Source organism: Nocardia sp. NPDC058666 (genome assembly GCF_042714895.1).
Taxonomy (GTDB): domain Bacteria; phylum Actinomycetota; class Actinomycetes; order Mycobacteriales; family Mycobacteriaceae; genus Nocardia.
In genome coordinates, this window is sequence record NZ_JBHXRY010000036.1 from 1 (window position 1) to 3,878 (window position 3,878).

The following is a 3,878-nucleotide window of genomic DNA, read 5'->3' on the forward strand; positions in this document are numbered from 1 at the left end:
CGCGCCCCCGCCCCCGCACCGACCCCCGCCCGCGCCCCCGCCCCGCCCGGCGTCCGGGAACTGCTGGCCCAGGGCCGGCGGACCTTCTCCTTCGAGTTCTTCCCCCCGAAGACGGACGCGGGAGAGCGCACCCTGTGGGCGGCCATCCGCCGCATCGAGGCCCTCGCCCCCTCCTTCGTCTCCGTCACCTACGGCGCCGGCGGTTCCTCCCGCAGCCGCACCGTCGAGGTCACCAAGCGCATCGCCGCCGAGACCACCCTGCGCCCGGTCGCACACCTGACCGCGGTCGGGCACTCCACCGCCGAACTGCGCAACATCATCGGCCAGTACGCCGACGCCGGCATCCGCAACATGCTCGCCGTGCGCGGCGACCCGCCCGGCGACCCGAAGGGGGAGTGGATGCGCCACGCGGACGGCCTGACCCACGCCCACGAACTGGTCTCGCTCATCCGCCGGCTGGGCGACTTCACCGTGGGCGTCGCCGCGTTCCCCGAGCGGCATCCCCGCTCACCCTCCTGGACCGAGGACATCCGCCACTTCGCCGCCAAGTGCCACGCCGGCGCCGACTACGCCATCACCCAGATGTTCTTCCACGCCGAGGACTACCTGCGGCTGCGGGACCGGCTCCTGGCCGTCGGCTGCCTGACCCCGATCATCCCCGAGATCATGCCGGCGACCGATTTCCGCCAGATCCGGCGCTTCGCCGAGCTCAGCGACGCCCGCTTCCCCGACGCCCTCGCCCAGCGGCTGGAAGCCGCCAAGGACGACCCGGCGGCCGGGCACCGCATCGGCGTCGACTACGCCACGCGCATGTCCGAGCGCCTCCTCGCCGAGGGCGCACCCGGCCTGCACTACATCACCCTCAACAAGTCCACCGCGACGCTAGAGATCCACCAGAACCTGAACCCCAGCCACGACCCAGCCACCACCATCACGGAGTAGAACCCATGGACTTCAAGGTCGCAGACCTCTCCCTTGCCGCGTTCGGCCGCAAGGAGATCACCCTGGCCGAGCACGAGATGCCGGGCCTGATGGCGATCCGCAAGCAGTACGCCCAGACGCAGCCCCTGGCCGGCGCCCGCATCACCGGCTCGCTGCACATGACCGTGCAGACGGCCGTGCTCATCGAGACCCTCGTCGCGCTCGGCGCCGAGGTCCGCTGGGTGTCCTGCAACATCTACTCCACCCAGGACCACGCCGCCGCCGCGATAGCCGCCGCCGGCATCCCGGTCTTCGCCTGGAAGGGCGAGACGCTGGAGGAGTACTGGTGGTGCACCGAGCAGGCGCTGACCTGGCCCGGACACGCAGGCCCCAACATGATCCTCGACGACGGCGGCGACGCCACCCTCCTGGTCCACAAGGGCGTCGAGTACCAGAAGGCCGGCCGCGTCCCGGACCCCTCCACCGCCGACAACGAGGAAATGGCGCTGGTCCTCGACCTGCTGGGCCGGACGAGCATCGACTGGACGACCCTGGCCGCCGGAATCCGCGGAGTGACCGAGGAGACCACCACCGGCGTCCACCGCCTCTACGAGATGCACCGCGAGGGCGCCCTCCTCTTCCCCGCGATCAACGTGAACGACGCCGTCACCAAGTCCAAGTTCGACAACAAGTACGGCTGCCGCCACTCCCTCATCGACGGCATCAACCGCGCCACCGACGTCCTCATCGGCGGCAAGACCGCCGTCGTCTTCGGCTACGGCGACGTCGGCAAGGGCTGCGCGGAGTCCCTGCGCGGCCAGGGCGCCCGCGTCATCGTCACCGAGATCGACCCGATCTGCGCGCTCCAGGCGGCGATGGACGGCTACCAGGTCGCCACCCTCGACGATGTCGTCGAGACGGCCGACATCTTCATCACCACGACCGGCAACAAGGACATCATCATGGCCTCGGACATGGCCAGGATGAAGCACCAGGCGATCGTCGGGAACATCGGCCACTTCGACAACGAGATCGACATGGCCGGCCTCGCGAAGATCGAGGGCATCGTCAAGGACGAGGTCAAGCCGCAGGTCCACACCTGGAAGTTCCCCGACGGCAAGGTCCTGATCGTCCTGTCCGAGGGCCGCCTGCTCAACCTCGGCAACGCGACCGGCCACCCCTCCTTCGTCATGTCGAACTCCTTCGCCGACCAGACCCTCGCCCAGATCGAGCTCTTCACCAAGCCCGAGGAGTACCCGACCGACGTCTACGTCCTGCCCAAGCACCTCGACGAGAAGGTCGCCCGCCTCCACCTCGACGCCCTCGGCGTCAAGCTGACCACCCTGCGCCCGGAACAGGCCGCCTACATCGGCGTCGACATCGACGGCCCCTACAAGCCGGACCACTACCGCTACTGACCGAACGAATCACGCCACCGGCTCTCGAGCACCGCTCGAGAGCCGGTGGAAACCCCATGGCCGGGCACCCCGGGGAATGCCACGATCAAAATGTCCGTGCCGAGGGCGAGCACAACTCCCACCACCGCAGATGAGGATGACCCATGAACCCCAATCCGCCCGGTAGCCCCCAGCAGCACCCCGCCGGCGGCCCGAGTCCCTACGCGGCCCCGCCCGGCGCCTGGGCGCAGCCCGGCCCGCCGGCATCCGTGCCGCAGGCCGCCGGGCGCGGCAAGGCGGCCACCGTCCTCCTCCTGGTCTCCACGGTCTTCGTGGGCCTGATGGCAGGACTCTTCTTCGCCTTCGACGTCTCGGTCATGCCGGGGCTTGCGGCCGGCGACCAGCGCACCTACGTCACGGCGATGCAGAACTTCAACGCCGCCATCGACGGCAACGGGCTCTTCGGCATGGTGTTCGTCCTCGCCCTGCTGATCGCCGCCGCCTCCGCGATCGTCGAGTTCCGGGCCGGCCGCCGCAACGTCGCCGTCTGGGTCGCCGTCGCCACCGTGGCCTACCTCGTCGTCCTGATGATCACCTTCTCCGTGAACATCCCCCTCAACAACGAACTCGCCGACGCGGGCGACGCCACGAAGCTGACCGACTTCTCCATCGTCGAGAAGTTCAAGAGCACCTGGGTCTCCACCAACATCATCCGCACCCTGCTGTGCACGGTGGCCCTCACCGCCCTCTCCCGCGCCCTGGTCCTCTACGGGCGCGCCACCCGCTGAACGGCGAGTCCCGCGCCCCGCAGTCCCCCGGCCGCCCCGGCCGGGGGACTCCCGTACGTCTTCAGCCGCTCTGCCCGTGCAGGTACAGGGCCCAGGCCAGGAAACCGACCGCGGCCGTGCACAGCAGCGTCCGCCAGACGTTGGCCCGCGTCCACGGCCCCTCGAAGGCGCGGCGCACCGCGGCCGGGTCCCCGATCCGGGCGACCGGACCGGCCTTCTCCAGCGCGTTGTTCAACGGGATGTTCACCTTGTTGGTGAGGCCCATCGACAGGATGTAGCAGACCAGGGCCGCGATCAGCGCCGGCAGCACGTCACGGCCGTCCGAGGGAATGTGCAGCGCCAGCGCCAGAGCCGTGAACAGGAACGCACCGATGTAGCCCAGCACGAACCAGCCGTTGAGAATGGCCTTGTTGATGTGCTGCATGACCTCGATGACCGTCCGGTCGTCCGTGCGCTTCAACCCCGGCATCACGGACACGGAGAAGCCGTAGAACAGGCCACTGACCAACCCCATCGTGACCGTGGCGGCGATGAGCGAGGCCAGGCGTGCGGTCTCCATCGTGTGTCCCCCTGCTCGCCCGTCCACGGAGCTTCTCGGTCATCGATTCTTCGGGAACGGGTCATCGAATCGTCAAGTCATGGCGACTATACGGGCGGGGGCGGCCCGCGTCGCGGGGGAATCGAGCGACCCTCCAGCATGTCTTGAGCGACGGGCGGAGCCGGAGCCACGAGGGGGGCTCGCGCCTCCGGCGGCCGGCCCGCGGCAGGGGAT

Annotated in this window: 4 protein-coding genes; 3 read left to right on the forward strand and 1 reads right to left on the reverse strand. The window is 69.5% G+C overall.

Annotated elements, in window-relative coordinates:
- The 3 genes from metF to ACFWVD_RS28050 form a co-directional block, all read left to right on the forward strand.
- Positions 1-942: methylenetetrahydrofolate reductase [NAD(P)H] (metF, locus tag ACFWVD_RS28040; RefSeq protein WP_379247838.1), on the forward strand; the 942-nt coding region annotated here is incomplete at its 5' end.
- A 5-nt stretch (positions 943-947) separates the two neighbouring features.
- A complete protein-coding gene (gene ahcY / locus ACFWVD_RS28045) occupies positions 948-2,339 on the forward strand; it encodes an adenosylhomocysteinase (protein WP_379247840.1) in 1,392 nt (463 codons plus the stop codon).
- A 143-nt stretch (positions 2,340-2,482) separates the two neighbouring features.
- Positions 2,483-3,106 carry an anthrone oxygenase family protein gene (locus ACFWVD_RS28050; RefSeq protein ID WP_379247842.1) on the forward strand — a complete coding sequence of 208 codons (624 nt, stop codon included), beginning with the start codon at positions 2,483-2,485 and terminating at the stop codon, positions 3,104-3,106.
- Positions 3,107-3,167: 61 nt separating this feature from the next.
- Here the strand turns inward: ACFWVD_RS28050 and ACFWVD_RS28055 are convergent, their stop codons facing one another.
- Positions 3,168-3,665, reverse strand: coding sequence for a DUF1772 domain-containing protein (locus ACFWVD_RS28055; protein WP_030390495.1), 498 nt, complete (start codon positions 3,663-3,665; stop codon positions 3,168-3,170).
- Between the last annotated feature and the right edge of the window lie 213 nt (positions 3,666-3,878).